We start from the raw sequence: 20,036 nt of genomic DNA, 5'->3' as shown, positions 1-20,036 counted from the left end.
TTGTTGGCTGCCGACGGGACCGCGGCGGCGGCACGACGTCCGACGCCGCGGTCCTCGGTTCACGCCGCGCTCAATTCGCCGTCACGTCGTAGGCGAACAGCGTGTCCTGGTCGCGGACGTACAGCGTCCCGTTCGCCACCACCGGGTGGGCCCAGGCGGGGGAGGAGGTGCGGTCCGGCTGGTCGAACCGGCCCTTCACGATCAAGTTCTCCCGCGACGGTTCGATTAGGAGCAGCTCGCCGCCCTCGGCCCGGAGGTAGATCCGCCCCCCGGCCATCATCAGGGAGCCCTTGGGCGCGTCACGGTCCCGCCAGAGGATCTCGCCGGTGGCGAAGTCGAGGCAGGTCAGGAAGCCGCCCTCGTTGCCGCCGTTTGCTCCGTACAGGGCTCCGCCGGCGACCACCATGCCGCCGTGGTGGTTCTGCATTTCCCGGGCGAAGTAGACTTCCTCGGCTTGGACGCCGCCGCCCGGTTCTTCCGTCAGCTTCGCCGCCCCGCCGCCGTTGCCGTAGGCGCTGGAGGCGAACACGAGGCCGCCCTCGTAGAGGGGCGTGGAGCAGTTAATCTTGTTCCGGTTGGCCGGGGCCGCGTACTGCCAGAGCAGTTCGCCGGTGTCGACGGCGACGCCGACGAGGGCCTCCGCGGCGAGCTGAACCACCTGCCGCCGGCCGGCCGCTTCGACCAGAATCGGGGAGGCGTACGCCGCCCCGGAACTCGGCCCGCCGCCGCCCCGGCGGCCCCGGCGACCTTGCGGGGCAGTGTCGTCGTCCGCCGGCGCGGCGGCGGGCGGCGGCGGGGTCGTCCAGACGGTCTCGCCGGTGTTCTTGTCGAGCGCGACCATCAGGGCCTCCGGGCCGCCGGGCGTGCAGAAGACTTTGTCGCCGTCGATCAGCGGGCTCTCCCGGTAGCTCCACCGCGGGACGACGCCGCCGAAGTCCTCAGTCATGCTGCGTTGCCAGAGGATCTTGCCGTCGGCGACGTTCAGGCAGGCGACGGCGCCGCCCATGCCGATCGCGTACAGCTTGTCGCCGTCGATCGTCGGTGTGCCGCCCGGTCCCTCCTGGGACTGCCGGGCGTCCTGATCGACCGCCGAGCCCAGCGGCGTCGCCCAGAGTTCGCTGCCGTCCGCTTCGGACAGCGCCCAAACGATCTCCTTGCCGTCCCGGGCGCTCATGCCGACGACGCGGCCGTCGGCCACGGCGGGGGCGGAGTCGCCGCCGCCGAGCCCCTCGACCCGCCAGGCCAGCGGCGGGCCGCCCTCCGGCCATTCCTGCAGCAGGCCGGTCTCCTGGGAGACGGCGTCACGGTCCGGCCCCTGCCACTGGGGCCAATCGAACTTCTCGGCCCCGACCGCCGGAGCCGCGAGGCAAAGCAGGGCGACGCAGGATACGGGCAATCTCATCGGGCGGGCCTCGGCGGGGGCGAATCGGAAGGGGGCGAACGGGGAGACGCGAGCCATGTCGCGGCGGGGCGGCAGGCCGCACGGGCCATCCTATCCGCGACGGAACGGGGCGGCCCCTCCAAGCCGACGCCCCCGCGACCCGGGCGCTTCCCGGACGGTGCGTGATGGATCACTGACTTCCGATCGGAGGTGTGCGATACTGCCCGCGTTCACGGTTCGCCGCCACGGCGGCGTGGGGCGGGATCTGCCCCCGCCGCCGGCCGGTTCTCGCCTCCTGCTCCCGGCCCTGCCCGCCGGAAGGTCCGCTTTGCACGTGCCCCTCAAAGTCCGCTGCACCTCCTGCGAGGCGGCGATCGTCTTCAAGACGGCGCCGAGCGCCGACCGGACGATCGCCTGCCCGAAGTGCTCGGCCCGGCTGACCGTCCGCGCCCCGCGGGATCGGCAGACGGTCGCCCCGCCGCCGCGGGCCGGTCGGGGGAACCGCAAGGGCACGCGGAATCGCCGGCCGCTCATGCTGGGCGCCGGGCTCGGCGGGGCGGCGCTCGCCGCGGTCGCCATGGCGGTCGCCCTGCTCCCGGACGCCCTGGCCCTCGCCGTCGCCCCGGCGCCCGCGCACGAACCCGCCCCCGTCGCGTCCCCGGCGGCCGCCGCCGATCCGCCGGTCGTCGTCCGGCCGGTGGTGCGGCGGGTCGCGGACCTCACCCCGGCCACCGCCCCGCCCCCCGGCGCCCCCGCGGCCGGCGACGAACCGCAGTGGGAACCGGACGCCGCGGGCTTCCGGGAGGTCGTCTCGCCGTTCCTGACGAAGCACTGCGTGAACTGCCACGGGCCGGACCTGAACGAGGGGAACTTCCGCGTCGACGAGCACCTGCCGAACGCGTTCCTCGATCTCTCCGCCAAGGAAAAGTGGGGCGAGGTCATCAACGTATTGAACAGCCACGAGATGCCCCCGGAGGACATGCCTCAGCCGTCGGCGGAGGAGGTGGCCCGCGTGGTGGACTGGATCGTTGAGCAGTCCGCCCGGGCGGAGTTGCTGCGGCGGGACACCGCGATCGTGCTGCGGCGGCTCAACCGGGACGAGTATCAGAACACGATCCGCGACCTGCTGGGCGTGGGGATCGACGTCTCCGGCTTCCCGCAGGACCCGGCCTCCGGCGGGTTCGACAACAACGGCCGGGCCCTGACGCTCTCGCCGTTGCTGGTCGAGCTGTACCTCGGCGCCGCCCGGGAGGCGCTCGATCTGGCCCTGGTCGAGGGCGAACGGCCGCCGTCGCTGCGGTGGCGGTTCGAGCCGGAGACGGGGGACGGTGATTCGAACCGCGTCGAATACGACGGCCAGCGGGTGATCGTGAACGGCGGGCAGAACCCGGTCGAGGGGCCGTTCAAGGTCCTGCATCACGAGTCGTGGAACAAAAACCTGAACGCCCGCGACTTCAAACTGCCGCACGCTGGCGAGTACTCCATCCGGGTGCGGGCCGCCGGTCGGGTGCCGGACCGGGCGGCGGTCGTGGCGTCCGCCCGCCAGATCCACGCCGGCCGTTTGCAGGAGCGGATGAAGGATAATCCGAAGGGCGAGAAGTACTTCCGCGAGGAGATGGAGCGGGACCTGAAACACTTCGAAGCGGACCGCATGTACGACTACGGCCCGCCGCGGCTGAAGCTCGTCAAAACGCTCGGCGGCCAGCCGGCGACGGTGGACGAATACGACGTTGAGGCTAGCCCGGCCGACCCGCAGGTCTTCGAGACCCGCACCCGGATGACGACCGAGAGCGCCGGCGTGACGGTCCACTACGACTACAGCGTGCCCAGCGTGCTGGAGAACTTCTGGATGCAGGGCAAGGACGAGTTCGCCCGGCCGGAGTTGCTGGTCGACTGGATCGAGATCGAGGGCCCGCTCTACGAGTCTTGGCCGCCGGAGAGCCACACGAACCTGCTGCCCGAGTCGCCCCTGCGGGAGGCGGACGAACGGGAGTACGCCCGGGACATGTTGGCCCGGTTCCTGCGGCGGGCCTACCGCCGGCCGGTGGCGGACGCGGAGATCGACGCCAAGCTCGCCCTGTACGACGCCGTCCGGCCGGACGCGGCCTCCTTCGTGCAGGCGATCAAGACGCCGCTGATCGCCACGCTCGTCTCGCCGCACTTCCTCTACCTCGCCGAGCCGACCGAACCCGCCGACGGGAGGCCGGCGGCGCCGCGGACACTGGACGGGCACGAACTGGCCAGCCGGCTGTCCTACTTCCTCTGGTCGAGCATGCCGGACGAGGCACTATCGGACCTGGCGGACGAGGGCCGCCTGTCCGACCCGGCCGTAACGGCGGAGCAGGTCGACCGGATGCTGGCCGATCCGAAGTCCGCGGCGTTCGTCCGGAACTTCGCCGGGCAGTGGCTCGGGCTGCGGGAGGTCGGGGCGAACCCGCCGGCCGAAGACCTCTACCCGCGGTACGACCGGCACCTGGAGGTCTCTATCGTCCGCGAGTCCGAGGCCTTCTTCGAGGAGATCCTGCGGCACGACCTGCCGGCGACGAACCTGGTGTCGTCGGACTTCGTGGTGATCAACGAACGGCTCGGCCGCTACTACGGCATCCCGGGGGTGGAGGGGGACGCCTTCCGCCGCGTGACCGTGCCGGAGGGCGTGCGTCGCGGCGGGGTCGTCACGCAGGCCTCGGTGCTGACGATTACCTCCAACGGCACCCGCACCTCGCCGGTGAAGCGGGGGACGTGGGTGCTGAAGAACGTGCTCGGCACCGACCCCGGCCTGCCGGTCGCCAACGCCGGCGACATCGCCCCCAAGGTGCCGGGCGTGGACAAGGCGACGGTCCGGCAGCGGCTGGAGATTCACCGCTCCCTGCCCCAGTGCGCCCGCTGCCACGACAAAATCGACCCGCTCGGCTTCGCCCTCGAGAACTATGACGCCTCCGGCTCGTGGCGCGAGAAAGAGGGCTTCGGCTACAAGGGCCGGATCGGGAGCAGCGACCCGGACATCGACGCCTCCGCCACGCTGCCCGACGGCACGGCGTTCGTCGGCGTCGAGGGTTTGCAGAATGCCCTGATGCAACAGGAAGACCTGTTCCTGAAGTGCCTCGCCGGCAAGCTGCTGACCTACGCCCTCGGCCGGGAACTCGGCGTCTCCGACCGGCCCGCCGTCGACGCGGCCGTCGCCCAGATGCGGGCCGAGGGCGGCACGCTGCGTGCGCTAATCCACCACGTCGCCGCGTCGGAACCCTTCCGCACCAAGTGACGCCGCCAAGAACACCAACCCGAAGCGTCAGCGAGGGCTTCCCCACGGGGTCGGCTTCCAGCCGCCTCCCTCGCTGACGCTTCGGGTTAGTAAATGCGCGTTTCAAGCCCTTCTTCACGACGCCCCCGATGACTTTCCCGAACGGCTCGCTGTCGCGTCGCCACGTCCTCCGCGGCCTCGGCGCGGCGCTGACACTGCCGCTGCTCGATGCGATGGGGCCGAAGCTGGCCTTCGGGGCGCCCTCCAAGTTCACCCCGCGGGCGGCGTCGCTGGCCGTGCAGCCGCGGATGATCTGCTGCTACGTGCCGAACGGCGTGAACATCCTCGCATGGATGCCCACCGGCTCCGGCGCCGATTACACGCTCTCGCCGACGTTGGAGATGCTGAAGGATCACCGCGACGACTTCACGGTCGTCACCGGCTGCGGCCACCCGGCGAGCGAGGGCGGCCACAGCGGGGCCGACACCTGGCTGACCGCCGCCGACCTCAAGGCCGTGCCCGGCAGCGACTATTCGAACCGGATCTCCGTCGACCAACTCGTCGCCGGCGTGCACGGTAAGCAGACGCGGTTCCCCTCGCTGCAACTGGCGGACGGCTCCGGCACCGGCTCGGCCGGACACAGCCACACGCTCTCCTTCGACGCTGGCGGCACCCCGCTACCGGCCGAGAACTCCCCGAAACGGCTGTTCGAGCGGCTGTTCGTCCCGGAGACCGCCGCCGACCGCGAAGCGACCCTCCGCCGCTACGCCGAACGCAAAAGCATCCTCGACAGCGTGCTGGGCGAGGCGCAGGCCCTCGATCGCCGCCTCGGCCGCGACGACCGGCAGAAGCTCGACGAGTACCTCTCCTCCGTCCGGCAGACCGAGGACCGGGTGGAACGGCTGGTCGATTGGGTCGACGTGCCCAAGCCCGCGGTCGATCCGAAGGACCTGCAACTCGCCAGCCAGCCCGGCAACAAGCACGACCGGCCGATGTGGCTCGACGTGATGCTGGAGCTGTCCTACCTCGCCTTCCAGACCGACGCGACCCGGGTGGTCACCTTCGAGTGGTCCCGCGAGGCCGGCGGGTTCGGCGGCGGCGGGGAGAACCACCACGAACTGTCCCACCACGGCGGCGACGCCGGGATGCTGAAGCAACTCGCCGCGATCGACCGCTTCCACCTGTCGCGGCTCGCCCGCTTCATGGACTTCCTCAAGGCGACGCAGGAGGGCGACGGGACGATGCTGGACGGTACGGCGATCCTCTTCGGCTCCGGGATGAACTCCGGCGAGGGCGGCGAGCACTCCCCCAAGAACCTGCCCACGCTGGTCGCCGGCGGACGGCGGCTCGGTTTGAAGCACGGCCAGCACCTGGCGCACGACGTCGACGCCCACCCGCCGATGGCGAACCTGCTGCTCTCGGTCGCCCAGGCGATGGGCGTGGAGACGGACCGGTTCGCCGACGCCACCGGCACCCTCACCGGCCTAACCTGAGCGTTCACGGCGCCCCGGCGGAGTGGCCTCCGGACCGCCGACCTCCCGGGGGCCGGCGCCCGCCTCATTTCAGATGCCAGTCGACGCCGTCGGCCATCACGCCGGCGTTGATTTGCAGCAGGTCCGCCTTCAGGCGTTCCAACACCTCCGGCCGTTCGGCCGCGAGGTCGACAGACTGCGACGGATCGGTCTCGAGGTCGTACAGCCGATAGTTCGTGTACCCGCCGGAGCGGATCGCCGGGATCCATGCCTCGCGGAACATGTTGTCGCGGGACAGTTCGTAATCCGGATCGGCGACCAGCGAGTACCGGCCGTCCCGCAGGGCGACGATCGGTCGCGCCTTTTGCAGGTGCCAGAACAGCGGTTGCGGCCGCGAGATCCCGTCCGGTCGGCCGGTCAGCAGCGGGGTCAGATCGGCCCCGTCCAGATGCACGTCCGCCGGCGGGTCGACGCCCAGCAGGCCGCAGACGGTCGGCAGCACGTCGACCAATCCGGCCGGCTCGTCCACGACCGTGCCGGCGGGAATCACGCCGGGCCAGTGGAAGATCCCCGGCACCCGCAGCCCTCCCTCCCAGTTCGTGCCCTTCGTCCCCCGCAGCACGCCAGTGCGGTCCGCCCGGTAGCTGCCATTGTCGGAGGCGTAAAGGACGAGGGTGTGCCCGGGATCGTCGATCTCCGCCAGCCTGGCGAGCAGCCGGGCGATCGCCCGATCGGTGTTGTCGATCGTGGCGGAGTAGAGGGCGCCGCGGTCGCCCGGTTCGCCGTACTCCCGGACCAGTTCAGCCGGCGCCGCGAGGGGGGCGTGCGGCTCGTGGAACCAGACGTTCAAGAAGAACGGGGCGTCCGCGTCGCGGTCGCCTCGTCGCCCGTCGAGCCATCCGACGGCTTCGTCGACCACCAGATCGCAGGAGTACCCTTCGAGCCGGCCCACCGGCGTCCCGTTCCGCACAAAGTTCGTCGGATCCTCGTGCGACGGTTCGGCGTTGTTTGCGGTGGCGAACCAGTAGTCGAAGCCGTGTTCGGCCGGCGTCGGCTTCTCCGCCCCCGCTTCGCCGCCGCCCTTCCCGCCCCCGAACGTCGGCAGGCCGAGGTGCCACTTGCCCGCATGGGCGGTGGCGTAGCCGTGCGTCCGCAGGACTTCCGCCAGGGTGACCTCCCGGCGGAGCAGGTGGGATCGCTGACTCCCGTCGGCGATCCAACTGTAAACGCCCGTGCGGATGTGGTGCCGGCCGGTCAGCAACGTGGCCCGGGAGGGGGAGCAGACCGCGCAGCCGGAGTGAAAGTCGGTGAACCGAGCCCCGCCGGCGGCGAGGGAGTCGATCGCCGGAGTGCGGACCGGGCCGTCGTAGCAGCCGACGTCCCGATACCCCAGGTCGTCGGCCAGCAGGATCACGACGTTCGGTCGTTCCCGCGAACCCGCCGCTGCGGGGCCAGCGGCGAACGCGAGCGCCGCCATCGCGAGCGCCGCGGACAGCGGGGCGGCGGCGGGGCGGCGAAGAAGCGTCGGGCGTTGCATGGCGAAATCCACAGTCGGAACAGGGCCCGCACCGTACCCGCTCCCGCCGCTCGCGAGCGAACGCCCCCGCTCGGCGGGCGCCTCCCCCGACGCACGGCTCAGCGGCGCTTTGCCACCTTGGCCAGCGCCGCGTCGCTGCCGGCCACCAGCAGGGAGTCGGAGTGCGTCAGGCGGTAGTCCGGGTCGGGGTTGGGAACGAAGCGGCCGCTCAGGTGGTCGTGCAGGGCGACGACCGTCACGTCGCTCGTTTGCCGGAGCTTCAACCCCCGCAGCGTGTGGCCGGTCCAGGCGTCCGGCACGCCCATCTCCTGCACGCTGAAGTCCGGGCCGAGCTTCACGTACTTCAGCAGGCGGGTCTCGTTGAGGCGGGTCGCCAGGTCGACGGCGGTGTCGCGTTCGGGAAAGATCGTTTCCGTCACGCCCAGCCGGTCCGCGATGCGGGCGTGCTCCGCGGAGATGACCTTCACGTAGATGTCCCGCACCTTGAGGTCGTGCAGGGCCATCACCGCCAGGACGCTGGCGGTGATGTTGTCGCCGGTGGAGATGATCGCCGCGTCGGCGTCGCCGGCGCCGATCCGCCGCAGGGTGTCCAGGTCAGTGCCGTCGCCGACCGCCGCCCGGGCCACGTGCGCCCCGAGTCGGTCCACGACCTCGCCGTTGCGGTCCACGGCGATCACGTCGTGCCCGCCGTCGGCCAGCTTGAGGGCCACGGTGAACCCGAAGTTCCCCAGGCCCACGATCACGAAGCGTTTCATCTCAAAGCCTGTCGGCGGGGGTGGGGGGAACGGGGGCGGGACGCGGGGGCGGGCGGCCGGCCGTCAGCCGACGACCACGTCCTCATGCGCCAGTCGGTACTTGCCCGGCCGGGCGAGCCGCGCCCGCAGGGCGGCGGCCAGCGACAGCGGGCCGACACGGCCCACGAACATCAGCACGATGATCAGCCAGCGGGCGCCCGGCGAGAGGTGCGGCGTGACGTTCATCGACAGCCCGACGGTATTAACGGCGCTGACCACCTCGAACGCCCGGCCCAGAAACGGATCCCCCTTGTGGAGCAGATCCCCGAAGGAGGCCAGCAGGAAGATCCCCGCCATCACCACGGCGGTGGCGAGCACCGCCAGACCCACGGCCCGCTGGACGGTCTCCTCCGGCACGGAGCGGTTCGCGACCGTCACGCTGGCCTGCGACCGCAGCCGCGACCAGGCCAGCAGGCCCAGCAGGGCGAAGGTCGTCGTCTTCATTCCCCCGGCGGTGGAGCCGGGCGAGCCGCCCACCATCATCAGCAGGATCGTCAGCAGATTGGCGCTGTCGGTCGCCGCGGCGTAGTCGATCGTGTTGAACCCCGCCGTGCGGGCGGTGACGCTCATGAACAACGAGTTTGTTAGCTTGTGCCCCACACCGAGGTCCGCCAGCACGCCGTGCCACTCGAACACGGCGAACAGAACCCAGCCGCCCGCCAGCAGCGCCGCGCTGACGGACAGAACGAGCTGCGTGTGGGTCGACAGCCGCCGCCGCCGCCGGCCGGCGGAGCGGTCGCGGTACCGGCCGAGCAACTCCTCGACCACCACGAATCCCAGCCCGCCGGCGACGATCAGGAGCGAGACGATCCCGAGGGTGAACGGCGAGCGCTGGAAGCTCATCAGCGAATCGGCGTTCGTGGAGAACCCCGCGTTGCAGAACGCGCTGACGGAGTGAAACGCCGCCGGCCACGCCGCCTCGCGCCAACCCATGCTGGGAGCCCAGGCGACGTACAGCAGGAGCGCCCCGGCCGCCTCGAACAGCAGGGTGAACCGCACGATCCCGAAGATCAGCCTGCGGGTGGGAACGTTCGGCACCGCCTCCTGCGCGCTGGAGGCGACCGCCTCCGACCGCAGCGAAAGCCGTCCCCCGATCGCGGCGATCACCATGCTGGTGAGCGTCAGCATCCCCAGTCCGCCCAACTGGATCAGCGCCAGCAGGAGCAGTTGCCCCTCAAACGTGAAGTAGGTCGCCGTGTCCTCCACGATCAGCCCGGTCACGCAGACGGCGCTGGTCGCGGTGAAGGCGGCGTCCGTCCAGCCCAGCGGTTCGCCGGTGTAGAGCCCCGGCAGCCAGCGCAGGGCCAGCGTACCCGCGACGATCAGGCCCAGGAACGAGCCCACGAACGCCTCCGGCGCCGAGAGCTTCCGGCGGGATCGGGAGGTCAGTGCCACGCGGCGACCGGTCGGCGAGCCGTCGGGCAGCGGGCGGGGGAGACGGCCATGGCGGACGATCGCAACGCCGTCACGCCATCTCAAGGCCGGGCAGCGTCGTCGTGCCGGAGGAGAACCGGTCCGCCTCCACGCCCAGCCGTTGGAGCATGCTGACGTACAGGTCCGCCAGCGGGCGGTTCTTCTCCCGGTCGAACGCCAGGTGGGCGCCGTGCCGGAAGCCGCCGCCGGCCAGCAGAATCGGCAGGTTCGTGGTCGTGTGCCGGTTGGCGTGCCCGAGGTTCGAGCCCTGCATTACCATCGTGCGGTCCAGCAGGCGGTCCCCGCCCTCCTCCACCCCGGCGAGGCCGGCCAGCAGGCGGGCCAACTCGCCCATCTGAGCCGTCTCCACCGCGTGCAATTGGGCCCGGGAGTCCTTCTGCTGACTCTGGTGGGTGAGGGCGTGGTGCGGCAGCTCCACGCCGGGCAGGTCGACCTTGGGATTGAACTGCTGCGAGACGAAGATCGTCACCAGCCGCGTGGAGTCCGTCTCCAGCGCCAGCCGGGCGAGGTCGTACATCGTGCGGGTCCGGGTGACGAGCTTCGTGGGGTCGAGGTCGTCTTTGGGAACCGGGGCGTCGACGGCCGGTTTGGGCCGGGCTTCCCACTGCTCCCCGGCGTGCAGACGACGTTCGACGTCCCGCACGGCGGTGAGGTACTGATCCAGCCGATCCCGGTCCGCCCCGCCGACCTGCTTCCTCAGACCGTCGATCTCCCCACCGAAGGAGTCCATCAGGCTCTGTCCCTCCCGCAACCGCCGCAGCTGGGCCCGCACCTCACGCGGGGAGCCGTTCACGAACAGCTGTCGGTACACCTTCGACGGCGTCACCTCCGCCGGGATGCGGACCCCGTCCGCCGTGTAGGACAGCGACTTGTTGTTCGGCCCGACCCGCAGGGCGAGCGAGGGGAACCGGGTGTGGTGCCCGACGAACTGGGCCGCGTACTGGTCCAGCGAGATCGTGTTGCGGAAGCCCGCGCTGCGGGGGTGCGGGGCGCCGGTGAGGAAGCACATGTCCGCCTGGTGGCCGCCGTCCACCTCCGGGTGGGACAGCCCGCTGAACACGGTGAAGTCCTCCCGGTGGGCTTCGAGCGTCTTCAGATAGGGCGAGAGGGCGTAGTCGCGGCCGGCCTGGTCCGGGAAGAACTCTTCCGGCATGAAGCCGAGGTCGACGTTGATCGCCACCATCCGCCGCGGCGGCGGCGCCGCGGCCGGGCCGCGGGCGAACGCCGGCCGCATCGCGTCCAGAAACGGCAGCGCCAGCGCCGCCCCCGCGGCACGGAGCACGGTGCGGCGGGGGAGGGCCTTGGACATCGAGAGATGCGGTGGAGGTGAAACGGGAAATGGCCGCGGGCGGCTACTTGTTGCGGAACAATTCGCTCTGCACGACGGCGTGCACCATCGACCGCAGGCCGTAGCCGTCGGGCCGAAGCGAATCGAGGGCCGCCTCGAACTCCGCCTCGTCGGCGAAGGAGACCGGGGCGCCGGTCGCGTAGACCGTGAGCCGCCGCAGCAGATTGGAGGCGATCTGTCGGTCCATCCCGCGGAGCCGTTCGCGGAACTCGGTCACGTCGGCGAAGGCCCCGGCCCCCGGCAGGTCGCCGGAGGATTCGACCGGCGGGCCCTCCATCCAGCCGATCGGCCGGCCGTCCGGTCGCTTCGGCCGTCGGCCGGGCTTCTCGTCGGACAACACGCGGTAGCGTTCGCGGAAAGCCCCCATCACGTCGAAGCTTTCCAGGGCGAACCCCGGCGGGTCGATCTTACGGTGGCAGCCGGCACAGGCCGGGTCGGCCCGGTGGGCTTCGAGTTGTTCGCGGATCGTGGTGGCCCCGCTGATGTCCGGTTCGATCGCCGGCACGCTGGCCGGCGGCGGGGGCGGCGGGTCGCCCAGCAGGCGGTCCATCACAAACACGCCCCGCACCACCGGGCTGGTCGTCGTGCCGTTCGCCGTGACCTTCAACAGACTGGCCTGGGTCAGCAGCCCCCCGCGGATGTGGTCCGCCGGGATCGGCGCCCGCCGGATCGCCGAGCCCTCCACCCCCTCGACCCCGTACAGCGCCGCCAGCGGCTGGTTGATGGTGAGGAAGTCCGAGTCGTACACGTGGCTCACCGGCAGGTCGTCCGCCAGCATCGCGGCGAAGAAGGCCCGGGTTTCCTCGACCATCGATTCGGTCAGGAAGTCCGTCGATTCCGGGTAGAGATTCTCGTCCGGCTCCGTCAGTCGGATCTCGTCCAGGGCGAGCCAGCGGTCGAGGAACTGGGCGACGAACCGATCCGCCTTCGCATCGTTCAGCAGCCGCTCCGTCTGCCGCCGCAGGCCGGCGTCGGTCCGCAGTTCCCCGCGGGCCGCGGCGGCCTTCAGTTCGTCGTCCGGCGGGCCGTCCCACAGGAACAGGGACAGCCGGGAGGCCAGCTCGTATCCGCCCAGCGGACCGGGTTCCTCGAGCCTCAGCAGGAACGCCGGGCTCGTCAGCAACGCCCGATAGCCGGCGAGCAGCGCCTCGACGAGCGGCTGATCGTCCGCCAGCCGGGCGCGGATCTGGGCCAGCGGCGTGGCGAGGTCGGCGTCGGTCGGCGGGCGGCGGAGGGCCCGCTCGGCGAAGGTGCGGAGCAGCCGCTCGGCGTCGGCGTCGGGGTTCTCGCTGACGACGGTGTACCGCAGGCCGGTCTCGGGGTCGACGGGTTGAACGGGGCGGCCCCGCCGCCGCTGCGGCGCGTCCTCGTCCTGCACCGGTTCGAGCGGCAGGTCGCCGAGCAGGCGGCGGTGGCTCTCCCGCGGCCAGTCGGCCCGACGGGCGTCGTCGTCGGCCGGCAGCGGGCCCTCCATCTCCAACCACTGAATCGCCACGCCGACGGAATCGATGTGCTTCCACTTGCGGTCGTCCCCCACCGGCCGCCCCTTCACCCAGGCGGACGGCGGGGTGACGGCGAGGTACTCGACCGGTTCGTCCTTCCGCAGCCAGGCCCGGCACTCGCCCACGCCGGGCTCGTTGGCGGGCAGGTCGCAGCGGCCGAGCAGCCGGCCGGAGGGGGTGTAGAAGGCGACAACGCCGGGCTTGTCCGTTGGTTTGAGCGTGCCGTGATCGTTCCGCAGCGACCACCCCCGCACCCGGAAGACGTACTCCCCGTCCTGCAACACGCGGAAGGGTTTGACGACGATCTGATGGTTCGCCCGGCTGTGCATGAAGGTGGCGACGCCGTCGAACTTCGGCTCCGGGTCGCGGAGGTAGCCGCGGTCCTCGTTGTCGTTGAAGTCGCCGCGGGACAGCTCCAGCGTCGGGTCGATCTCCTGTCCGACCAGCGGGATGGCGACGGAGTGATGCAGCTGCGTGCGGAGCGTCGTGATCTCCGCGGCCCCCTCGACGCTGTTCATCGAGACCCGCACCGTCCGAGGCGGCCGCGGGCCGGGCAGGTCCGCCAGCGCCTCCCGCAGGGCGTAGTCGGCGACGTCGAGGTACTGGCTGACGGTGACATGCGAAAAGTCCAACGCCCCGGCGCTTTTGGCGAAGCCGTGCTCGTTGCCGTCCGGCGGCAGCATCTCCGTCAGTTCAAGGTGCGGCAGGGCGAGGGCCTCCCTGAGGGCGTTGGCGTACTCGTCCCGGCTGAGCCGCCGCAGTTCGGCCCGGCCGTGGGCGGCGTAGCGGGTTTGCTCGGCGGCGGTCAGGGCGGCGCGCAGGGCCTGAGCAGCCGCCGCCGACTCGTCGGCGGGGGGGACGCCGTAGTCGGCGGGCGGCATCTCGCCGCGTTCAATCCGCCCCAACGCCTTCGCCCACGCGGCACCGGCGCGCGGGTCGCTGAGATCCGCGGGGAGCGAATCCAGATCGAACCCCGCCTCCGCGGCCTCGCCGATATGGCAGTCCCGGCAGTGTGCCGTCAGAAACGCGGCGACGCGGCCGTTCTCCGACAGGGCCGCCCCGGTCGGACCGGCCGACGGGCCGGCGTGCGGGTCGTCGCCGGGCGCCGCCGACGACAGGAGCAGCGCCGCGAGGACGGCCGACGACAACGCGGAGGACGACATCAACGCTCCGGGGGCGGGGGAACCAATCGGAACCGCATGATACACGCCGGCGGCCCCCCCACGCAGACGGGGCGGCGTCAGCCGACGGTGACGATCGGCAGGGTCGTCAGATGCTCCGTCTTGACCGGGACCGGCTCGTCGTCGGCCAGCAGCGTGTCGGAGAGGAACAACAGCAGATCCCGCAACGGGGCCGGTTCGACGGTCTCCGCCACGGCGACGGCCCGTTCGCGGCATCGCTCGATCAGCGTCTCGGCGGTGGAGAACACATCGTGCCGCTCGAACAGCCGCCGCAAGCGGCCGACGTTCAGGGCCGGGGCGTCGTGCGACGACAGCCAGGCGGCGACGGCCTCGCGTTCCTCCCGGCTGGCCCGCTTCAGGGCGAGGGCCAGCAGCACGGTCGGCCGCAGGGCCGCGGCGTCCCCGCCGGCGGCCAGCTTGTTGTCCGCGTCCCCCCGCCAGTCGGCGAGATCGTTGCGAATCTGGAACCCCGCCCCCGCCTGCCGCGCGAAGGTGCTCACGGCGTCCCGCGTCTCCTGCGGCACCTCGCCCGCCAACCGCAGACCGGCCAGCATCGCCGCCTCGAACGCCGGGGCCGTCTTCAGGGCGTACACCTGCAGGGCGTCCAGCGGTTCCAGCGCCAGGTCGTCGGTCGAATCGGAGACCGCGGCCCGCCAGGCCATCTCCGCCCCCTGCCCGTCGCAGAGCTTTTGGTGAGCGTCCGCCATCGCGGCGGTCAGTTCAGCGCTGACCTGCGGGGAGCCGCCGTCCGCGGGGTCGGCGGTGTTCGCCAGCAGGCGGTAGCCCAGCCCGATCAACCAGTCGCCGAAGTTGATCGCCCGGCCGACGCCGTGCGAGACGTGCAGCGCCGGCTTGCCGTAGCGGTGCTCGTCGTCGTCCTGAATGTCGTCGTGGGCGAGGCTGGCCTTGTGGAACGCTTCGATGGCGATCGCGGCCCGGGCGACGGAGGCCGGAACCTCAATGTCCTCCGCGGTCGCCGTGAGGGCCTTGCCGCCGGTCATCGCGTCGTGGGCGGCGAGGGTGATGAACGGCCGGAACCGCTTCCCCCCGTGGGCGAGGAACTCCCGGGCGACTTCGGCCGTCTGCCGCACCGCCCTGAAGCCGGTCGTGGACGGCGGCGGGACCAGGCCGTCCAGCGTCTCCGCCTCGAACAGCCCCTCCGCCTTCCGCATCAGCGGGACGTAGCTGTCCCGGCCGGGGCCGGTGAGGGGTTCGTAGCGGTCCAAGACTTCCCAGATCCACGACTCGTCCAGCGTGGTGTTCTTGCAGTCCCCGCTGTGCAGCGGCACCGCGTAGCTCGGCACGCCGGCGACCAGCACCTTGTCGATCGCCTTCTCCAACACGTTCAGGCAGGCAACGCCCAGAATCCCATCCACGTACCCGCTGACGATGATCTTCAGCACGATCGGCGAGCCCTCGGCGACCAGCACCTTGTAGCCCAGCTTCTCCGCCGTGACCTTGTAGTCCGCGATGGAGCACGCCCCGCACTTCTCGCAGTCGAGGCCGAATTCGTCGTACTCCGCCGGGCAGCCCTCGGCATGCTTGAGGCAGTGGGGAAGCAAAAGCAGCCGGCGCTCGAACGGCGTGGCGAGGAACTGCGTCCGCCAGACGGCGTTCCCGATCATCACCGCGGCGAAGCCGAGGTACTTTTCGTCGAGGCCCATCTGCTCCAGCAGCGTCCGCCCGTGGGCTTCGAGCTGCCGTTTGTTCATCCGCTGACGCAGATCGAGCGTCTTGGTGAACTCCGCGGCGGCCTCCTTGAGGGCCTCGCGGTCCGCCAGCGTGCCGGGCACCGCCTTGAGGTGGCTGGTGCTTTTGCGTTTGGTCCGCTTCTGGGGGGCGACGTCGTCGTCGGTGAAGCGGCTGGTCGCCTGCGGCTTGGCGGGGGCGGCGGGGGCCTTCGGCTCGTCGTTCAGGCGGGAAACGAGCCGTTTGCCGGGCGAATCGCCGTGCGGCACGGTCCCGGAGCGGTCGAGCGTGTCAGCGGTGTCGTGGGAGACGAGCGACACGCGGGACTCCGGGGGAGACGGGGAAGCGGGGCGGACCGGGACGGGCGTTCCGGGGAGTTTACACAGCGGCCGACGCGGAAACGCCATCGTGACGCCCGTCCCCCCGCTCCCGCAAGGCGGCCGCCCCTCCCCGGACTGTTCCGGCCGACCGGGCGGTCCGCAACGCCTGCACGGTGAAGATCACGGGATACAGCCGTTCGTGGTACCAGAGTTTGGCGAAGTAGAACCCGATCGGGCTCGGCACGGTCCAGCGGCCGTCCTCCACCCGTTCTAGTAACCACCGCACCCCCGCCCAGGGTTCCGGTCGATCCGGGACCAAGCGGAGCAGAATCTCGGATGCGAGGGCGGTCTCCTCGACGCTGCTCGGGCAGTCCCTCGCCCCGCCCCACCCGCCGTCGGCGTTCTGGACCGACAGCAGAAACTCCCGCCCGGCGACGCAGGCCGGGTCGTCGGTCAGACCGCAATCGGCGAACGCCGCCAGCACCCGGGCGGTGCCGTAGACGGGGTTCTCGTCGTCCGGGGCGTGCTGATTGCCGAACCAGAGCGGCAGCCAGGAGCCGTCGGGGCGTTGGGTGGTGCGGAGGTAGGCATGCACCATGCGTGTCATCGCGCGGCCGGGGCGCCAGCCGTCGGACTCATCTGCGACCCGCTCGTCCAAGGGACTCCGATCGGCCCGCCCGGCGAAGGGTTGATCGATCGCGGACAACGCCCGGACGGCGTGCGCCGTGAGGTCCGGAGCGCTGCGGTCGAACGGCAACGCGCCCCACCCGCGGCAAAACGTCGGCACGCCGCCGTCACGGTTCTGCAGACCGAGCAGCCAGAGGACGCCGGCATCGATCGCCTCACGAGAGGCGCGACCGTCAGGGAGCGTAGCGGCGTCCGCAGGCTTGAACGCGTCTTGCGCTCCCTGACGGTCGCGGCTCTCGTCGCGCAGTTCGTTCAGCGCCAGGATCGCCCCCGGGGTGTCGTCCGCGTCGGGCACGCCGCCGGGGAGGTCGGTCCAGGCCCAGCCGCCGGGGGCGGCCCGGGTGTAGGGGTGCACCTCCCGGTACTGCTGGCCGAGCAGCCAATCGCGGATCGGCGGGCGGGCCGCTTCGGGCAAGTCGTCGCCGAGGGCGCCCACGGCCAGCGTCGTCACCCAGGTGGCGAGGTTCGTGTCGATCGGCCAACTGCCGTCCTCGCGAACGTTGCCGGTGAGGAACTCGACGCACTTCCGCGCCACCGGATGATCGGCTCGGCCGGCGGCGGAGAGGCTCATCAGCACGAAGCCGGTCAGCGGGGCCGCTTCGAGGAACCCGCCGTTGCTGGGTTGGATCGACTGGAGCCGGTCCAGCGTCCGCGGCACCGCCAGCGCACGCAGCCCCCGCAGCGCCGGGTTGCGGCTGGGCTGTTTGACGTGGCGGAGCTGGCCGATGGCGATCAGCGCCGGCAGGGCGTAGCTGACGACCGGCAGCCTCACGGCGGCGTAGAACCGCGGGGGGAGCGTCGCCAACTCGAACGGCAGCGCCGTCACCTTCGACCACGGCACGAGCCCGGCGAGGGCGCAGTGGGTGAGGATCGGCACACTGAAGGTCTTGTCCTTCCCGTACCGCCGCACCACCGCGTCGAACCCGCCGGCGGCGTCGAACCACCGGCGGGCGTCGGCGACAACCTCGTCCCGTTTCGCGCGGTTCTCCGTGGGGGCGTCCCAGACCGACACTGTGGCGATGCACAGGGCCGTGGTGGAGACGTTCGTTTTCGACTCGACCGTGTCGCCCCACCCGCCGTCCGCGTTGCGGTGGGCGAGGAGCCAGATACAGGCGGAATCAATCAACCGGGCGAGCGGTGGGCGTGAGCCCTCCGTGTGTTCCAACGCGTCCGAGGACACGGAGGGCTGACGCCCACCGCTCGCCTGGTATTGGTGCAACGCCATCGCGGCGACGGCGGTGCTCAGGGCGCTGGTGCTCAGTTCGCCCACCCAATGCCCGGCGGGGGTGCGCTCCGAGAGCAGATGGGCGACTGCCGATTCGGTCGCGGCGGCGAGGCGGTCCGGGTCGACGGGGTCCGTGCCGCCGCTCACAGGGCCAGTGCGTCCAGGCTGTCGAGCATCGCGTCGAGGTCGTCCTTCTGGCGGTGCTCCAGGCCTTGCATCCCGACCGAATCGCGCCCGTCGCGGAGCAGGTGCACGTCGCGCTCGGCGGCGGCCTGCTTCAGCGGATCGGCGTCCGCGGCCCCGAACAGTTTGGACAGGTCGATCTTGAAGTCGCCGGCCCCCTCGCCGTCCGCCCCGGCGATCGCGGGGGTCTTGTGGCCGGGGAACACGATCGCGTTCGCGGGGCAGACGCGGGAACAGGCCGGGCAGCCCTTCTTGCAGCTGTCCTGCTGTTCGACGAGGACGTCGCCGGCGTCGTCCACGCCGTAGACGCCGAACAGGCAGAAGTCGACGCACTCCATGCAGTTCGTGCAGCGATCGTAGTCGATCACCGGATACCAGCGGCGGGCGGTGGGGGCGAGCAGATCGAGGGGCTCCGCGGCGAGCGGCGGGCGTGAGCCCGCCGTGTGCTCGTTCGCCTTCGATGACACCAAGGGCTGACGCCCCCCGCTCGCCAGACTCCCGTTCGTCATCCCCCCCAAGCTCAGCCCGACCGTCGGCATGCTGCGTTCCTTGGCGATCCGGCGGATCTCCGTCAGGTACTCCTGCGGATCGTCGCTGTCCCGCAGGTCGAGGCAGTACAGCGACCGCTTCGGGGCGTCCGGCCGCCCTGTTGCCTTGGACCGGGCCGGGGTTTCGTCCTCCTCCTCAAAGCCGTGCAGCAGGGAGACGCCGTAGCGGCCGCGGACGTCCTGCCGGTCGAGCGTCCAGAAGGCGGCCCGGGGGTAGAGCCAACTCAGCACGACCGCGTCGCCCCCGACGCCGCGGAGGTACAGCAGGCCGGGGTGGTCCGCCGCCATGTCGACGAGGTGCGGGACCAGCGACAGATCGATCGCCGGGTCCATCAGCAACTCGGCGGCGATGGCTTCCTCCAACCCCTGCTTCGCCGGGTTCTTGCCCTGCGACTGCGACAGCACGACGGTGAGTTTCTGGCTGGCCATGGGGGCTCGCGGGGGGAGCGAGTCAGTGTGCGGGAGCGAACGGGACGTGAGCAAATCTCAAATCCCAAGAGTTAAGAACCAAAGCGACGGGAGCGGACTGGATCGGTCTCTGGTACTTGATGTCTTGGTCTTGGAATTTCCTCTCAGGAGTTCGCCTGCCCTTTGATGAGCCGCTGGGTGGTTTCCCAGACGCTGCCGAGGTGTGCGACGTACGCGGCGGCGTCCAGCAGCGGGGCGGCGGTGGCGAAGTCGTACAGCCAGCCGCCGTCCGGGCCCGCATCATAGCCGACGGCGTTGATGACCGAAGGGTCCGCCAGCGGGGCCGGGTTCAGGGCCGTGATCGTGCCCGCGGCCGGGGGGTGCATTGAGGAGAGCGCCTTAGCGCTCTCGATCTCCCCGATCGTCGCCCCGGCCGGGACAGTTTGGCCCTCGTCCACGGTCCAGTCGAGGAAATACACGTCCTGCAACAGGCGCCGCGAATAGGCGGTGAAGCCGACGCGGTAGACCGGCTCGCCGCCCTGCTCCGCCCCAGTCGGCAACAACCAGAGGTGATTGCGGCAGTAGGACCGATCGAGCGGGAAGCGGGCGGCGAACTCGCCCATTTTGAAGATCAGTTCCCCCTCGTCCGCGGGCGGGGCGTCGGCGGGCTCGGCGGCGTCGGCGGTCAAGCGGCGTGAACCTGCGGGGGGCGGGGCGGTCCAGTAAAGACCCGCTCCCCGCACCTCGCAACTGCCCGGATGGCCCGTAAGAACCGAAACGCGATGCCGGATTGGTTCGTCCAGCAGGACCGCTCCCCGCCGGCGTGCGTCCTCTGCCGGCATGAGTACGACCGGGCGAAGCTGACGAAGCACCACCTCGTCCCCAAGTCCCGCGGCGGCACGGAGACCGTGCTGCTCTGCCGACCCTGCCACAAAACGGTGCACGCGACCTTCACGGAGAAGGAACTGGAACGCGACTACGACACCGTCGAGGCCCTGCGAAACGCGGAGGCGTTGCACGGCTGGATCAGTTGGATCCGCAAGCGAAAGCCGGGAAAGCGCATTCGGGTGAGATGACGCCGCGTGCGGA

13 protein-coding genes are annotated in these 20,036 nt (G+C 71.2%); 3 read left to right on the top strand and 10 right to left on the bottom strand.

From position 1 onward, the window contains the following. Positions 1-70: 70 nt before the first annotated feature. Complete coding sequence (locus CA12_RS11625) at positions 71-1,402, bottom strand: PQQ-like beta-propeller repeat protein (RefSeq protein ID WP_145359103.1); 1,332 nt, start codon at positions 1,400-1,402, stop codon at positions 71-73. Between the two features lie 313 nt (positions 1,403-1,715). Between CA12_RS11625 and CA12_RS11620 the strand changes: the two genes are divergently transcribed. Further along, positions 1,716-4,640, top strand: a complete 2,925-nt coding sequence (locus CA12_RS11620; protein ID WP_207621959.1) for a DUF1592 domain-containing protein — start codon at positions 1,716-1,718, stop codon at positions 4,638-4,640. 128 nt (positions 4,641-4,768) lie between these two features. Beyond that, on the top strand, positions 4,769-6,112 hold the full coding sequence (locus CA12_RS11615) for a DUF1552 domain-containing protein (RefSeq protein WP_145359102.1): 1,344 nt from the start codon (positions 4,769-4,771) through the stop codon (positions 6,110-6,112). A 64-nt stretch (positions 6,113-6,176) separates the two neighbouring features. Here CA12_RS11615 and CA12_RS11610 read toward each other — a convergent pair whose 3' ends face one another. The 9 genes from CA12_RS11610 to CA12_RS11570 all read right to left on the bottom strand — a co-directional run bounded on the left by CA12_RS11610 (position 6,177) and on the right by CA12_RS11570 (position 19,636). Next, positions 6,177-7,628 carry a sulfatase family protein gene (locus CA12_RS11610; RefSeq protein ID WP_242687866.1) on the bottom strand — a complete coding sequence of 484 codons (1,452 nt, stop codon included), beginning with the start codon at positions 7,626-7,628 and terminating at the stop codon, positions 6,177-6,179. Positions 7,629-7,726: 98 nt separating this feature from the next. Then, the gene (locus tag CA12_RS11605) at positions 7,727-8,383 is read right to left on the bottom strand and encodes a potassium channel family protein (RefSeq protein WP_145359101.1); all 657 of its coding nucleotides are present in this window, start codon (positions 8,381-8,383) and stop codon (positions 7,727-7,729) included. Between the two features lie 63 nt (positions 8,384-8,446). Further along, positions 8,447-9,817 (bottom strand): TrkH family potassium uptake protein, encoded by a 1,371-nt coding sequence (locus CA12_RS11600; protein WP_242687864.1) that lies wholly within the window; start codon positions 9,815-9,817, stop codon positions 8,447-8,449. Positions 9,818-9,887: 70 nt separating this feature from the next. Then, on the bottom strand, positions 9,888-11,165 hold the full coding sequence (locus tag CA12_RS11595; protein WP_145359100.1) for a DUF1552 domain-containing protein: 1,278 nt from the start codon (positions 11,163-11,165) through the stop codon (positions 9,888-9,890). A 43-nt stretch (positions 11,166-11,208) separates the two neighbouring features. Then, positions 11,209-13,869, bottom strand: coding sequence for a DUF1592 domain-containing protein (locus CA12_RS11590; protein ID WP_165700704.1), 2,661 nt, complete (start codon positions 13,867-13,869; stop codon positions 11,209-11,211). Between the two features lie 77 nt (positions 13,870-13,946). Beyond that, a complete protein-coding gene (locus tag CA12_RS11585) occupies positions 13,947-15,896 on the bottom strand; it encodes a DUF116 domain-containing protein (protein ID WP_242687862.1) in 1,950 nt (649 codons plus the stop codon). 58 nt (positions 15,897-15,954) lie between these two features. Next, positions 15,955-17,955, bottom strand: a complete 2,001-nt coding sequence (locus CA12_RS11580) for a prenyltransferase/squalene oxidase repeat-containing protein (RefSeq protein ID WP_145359098.1) — start codon at positions 17,953-17,955, stop codon at positions 15,955-15,957. Next, positions 17,952-18,968, bottom strand: a complete 1,017-nt coding sequence (locus CA12_RS11575; RefSeq protein WP_145359097.1) for a ferredoxin family protein — start codon at positions 18,966-18,968, stop codon at positions 17,952-17,954. Before CA12_RS11575 ends, CA12_RS11580 begins: the two co-directional genes overlap by 4 nt. 143 nt (positions 18,969-19,111) lie before the next feature. Then, the gene (locus CA12_RS11570) at positions 19,112-19,636 is read right to left on the bottom strand and encodes a glycine cleavage system protein H (protein ID WP_242687861.1); all 525 of its coding nucleotides are present in this window, start codon (positions 19,634-19,636) and stop codon (positions 19,112-19,114) included. 93 nt (positions 19,637-19,729) lie between these two features. Between CA12_RS11570 and CA12_RS11565 the strand changes: the two genes are divergently transcribed. Further along, the gene (locus tag CA12_RS11565) at positions 19,730-20,023 is read left to right on the top strand and encodes an HNH endonuclease (RefSeq protein ID WP_145359096.1); all 294 of its coding nucleotides are present in this window, start codon (positions 19,730-19,732) and stop codon (positions 20,021-20,023) included. The last annotated feature ends 13 nt before the right edge of the window (positions 20,024-20,036 follow it).

This window comes from Alienimonas californiensis (assembly GCF_007743815.1).
GTDB lineage: Bacteria > Planctomycetota > Planctomycetia > Planctomycetales > Planctomycetaceae > Alienimonas > Alienimonas californiensis.
This window is presented reverse-complemented; position numbering and strand designations above follow the sequence as displayed.